General features: G+C 64.9%; 3 protein-coding genes and 1 pseudogene. All 4 read left to right on the forward strand.

Features of this window, described 5'->3' with window-relative positions; all coding sequences use genetic code 11:
- Positions 1 to 394, forward strand: a pseudogene (locus tag EN780_RS31790) (pyridoxal-phosphate dependent enzyme); the annotation flags it as partial.
- A complete protein-coding gene (locus tag EN780_RS31795; RefSeq protein WP_128276250.1) occupies positions 394 to 1,137 on the forward strand; it encodes an alanyl-tRNA editing protein in 744 nt (247 codons plus the stop codon). The pseudogene EN780_RS31790 and the gene EN780_RS31795, both read left to right, overlap by 1 nt.
- Positions 1,138 to 1,171: 34 nt before the next feature.
- Positions 1,172 to 2,023 carry a 3-mercaptopyruvate sulfurtransferase gene (gene sseA / locus EN780_RS31800; protein ID WP_128276251.1) on the forward strand — a complete coding sequence of 284 codons (852 nt, stop codon included), beginning with the start codon at positions 1,172 to 1,174 and terminating at the stop codon, positions 2,021 to 2,023.
- A gap of 5 nt (positions 2,024 to 2,028) precedes the next feature.
- Positions 2,029 to 2,592: a GNAT family N-acetyltransferase gene (locus EN780_RS31805; RefSeq protein WP_128276252.1), complete on the forward strand. Its 564-nt coding sequence runs from the start codon at positions 2,029 to 2,031 to the stop codon at positions 2,590 to 2,592.
- The last annotated feature ends 31 nt before the right edge of the window (positions 2,593 to 2,623 follow it).

Raw genomic sequence — 2,623 nt, forward strand, 5'->3', positions numbered from 1 at the left:
CTACAGTTTCTACACCAGCGGCGAATTGAAGGCCGAGGGCAGCTCGATCACCGAAGGCATCGGCCAGGGGCGCATCACCGCCAACCTCGAAGGCTTCAAGCCGGACTTCTCCTTCCAGATCCCGGACGAGGAGGCGCTGCCGATCGTCTTCGACCTGATCCAGGAGGAGGGGTTGTGCGTCGGCGGCTCGACCGGCATCAACATCGCCGGCGCCATCCGGCTGGCACGCGAGCTGGGACCGGGCCACACCATCGTGACGATCCTTGCCGACTACGGCACGCGCTACCAGTCGAAACTGTTCAATCCCGAATTCCTGCGCGAGAAGAACCTGCCGGTGCCGGGCTGGATGGAAGAGAAGGCCGACATTTCGGTGCCCTTCGAAAAGGTCGCGTGATGGCGCACCGGACGGAAGCTCTGTTTCGTGACGACGCCTACCTGAAGGCGAGCGAGGCGGCGGTTGTCGCGATCAACGAGCGCGGCGGCATAATCCTCGACCGGACAATCTTCTACGCAACCTCGGGCGGCCAGCCTGGCGACACCGGCAGGCTTGAGCGTGCCGACGGCAGCCCGGTCGCGATCGCCGCCACCATCACCGGCGAGACCAAGGACGAGATCATTCATGTGCCGGCGCCCGGGCAAGCGGCGCCCACGATCGGCGAGCGGCTCAAGCTCGCCATCGACTGGGAGCGGCGGCATCTTCTGATGCGCATGCACGCGGCCTGCCACCTGCTCACCGTCGTGTGCCCGTTCCCGATCACCGGCGCTGCCGTTTCCGAGGGCGACAGCCGCGTCGACTTCGACATTCCCGATGCCAATTTCACCAAGGAAGATGTGACGGCGAGGCTGATGGAGCTGGTGCGTGCCGACCATCCGATCTTCACCCGGCTGATCACCGACGCGGAACTGGCGGCCAATCCCGGTCTTGTTAAGTCAAAGAATGTGCGCCCGCCTGTCGGTACCGGCAGGATCCGCATCGTTTGCATCGGCGAAAATGCCTCGATCGACAGCCAGCCCTGCGGCGGCACCCATGTGAAGAGCACCGGCGAGGTCGGCGAGATCCATATCGGCAAGATCGAGAAGAAGGGCCGCGAGAACCGGCGTTTCCGCATCCGCTTCGGACCGATGCCGGCGATCTGATCGACGACACTGTTGCCAGATGGGAGGAGAAAGAATGGCCGAAGATAGTCCTTTCATCGTCGACGCGGATTGGCTGCAGCAGCGCCTTGGCGAGCCCGGCCTGACGATCATCGACGCTTCCTGGTACCTGCCGGCGCAAAAGCGCGATGCACGCGCCGAATATGAGGCGGCGCATATTCCCGGCGCCCGCTTCCTCGATCAGGACGCCATTTCGGACCCCGATTCCGGGCTTCCGCATACGCTGCCGTCGCCGCAAAATTTCGCGCAGTATGTCGGCGCCATGGGCGTTTCGGCCGACGACACGATCGTGATCTATGACGGCCCGGGCTATTTCTCGGCGCCGCGCGGCTGGTGGATGTTTCGGGTCATGGGCGTCTTCCAGGTCTACATACTGAGCGGCGGCTTCGATCGCTGGAAGGCGCAGGGCCGCCCGGTGACGGCGGAGCCGACGAAGATCGCGCCCTGCATCTTCCACGCCGACTTCGATGCCGCGCGCGTCGTCGGCCTCGCCGAAATGCGCCGCATCGTCGACGGACGAGAAAGCCAGATCGCCGATGCACGATCCGCCGGCCGTTTTGCCGGAACCGATCCGGAGCCCCGCGCCGGCATCCGCTCCGGCCATATGCCGGGCGCGCGCAGCGTGCCGGTCACGGCATTGGCCGATAACGGCGAGCTTCTGCCCAGGGATCGTTTGCGCAAGGTGATCGAGGATGCCGGCATAGATCTGTCGAAGCCGGTCGTCACGTCATGCGGCTCGGGCATAACGGCGGCGGCGATCACGCTGGCGCTGGAGACGCTTGGCCACACCGACAACAGGCTTTACGACGGCTCATGGACCGAATGGGGCGGGCTTGCCGATACGCCCGTGGTGACGGGCAAGGAATGACCGTGATGGAAAACGGAGCGCTGCAGGACATCGACGTCACGGTAACGTTTCTCGAAATGCATGCGCCGCCGGCCGCGTCACCGCCTGTCCCGTACAACCGGCAAATCGCGCTCCTGAAGACCAGGGATATTCCGCTGCATTTCTACCGCTACCTGATGGATCGGGTGGGGCGCAAATGGCATTGGGTGAACGTGCTGAGGCTGAGCGACGAGGAGCTTTCGGCCGGCCTCCACCGCGAGGATCGCGACATCAGGGTGCTCTATCTCGACGGTGCGCCGGCCGGCTTCTTCGATCTCAAGCCGCATCTGCCGGAAGAGGTGGAACTCGCCTATTTCGGCATGATGGAGCATGCGCACGGGCAAGGCATCGGCCGCTGGTTCCTGGGCGCCGCCATATCGGCTGCCTGGTCGCATGGCCCGAAGCGGGTGACTGTGCAGACCTGCACGCTCGACCACCCGGCGGCGCTGCCGCTTTACCAGAAGCTCGGCTTCACGCCGGTGGCGCAGAAGAAGGAGATCGTGCACCCGCTTTCGTTCGCCGAGCGTTCGGCGAGCGTCATGCGGCCGTAGTGTCGATGCCGCCTAGGCCACCGGCGGCGGC

Source organism: Mesorhizobium sp. M4B.F.Ca.ET.089.01.1.1 (assembly GCF_004022605.1).
Lineage (GTDB): Bacteria > Pseudomonadota > Alphaproteobacteria > Rhizobiales > Rhizobiaceae > Mesorhizobium > Mesorhizobium abyssinicae.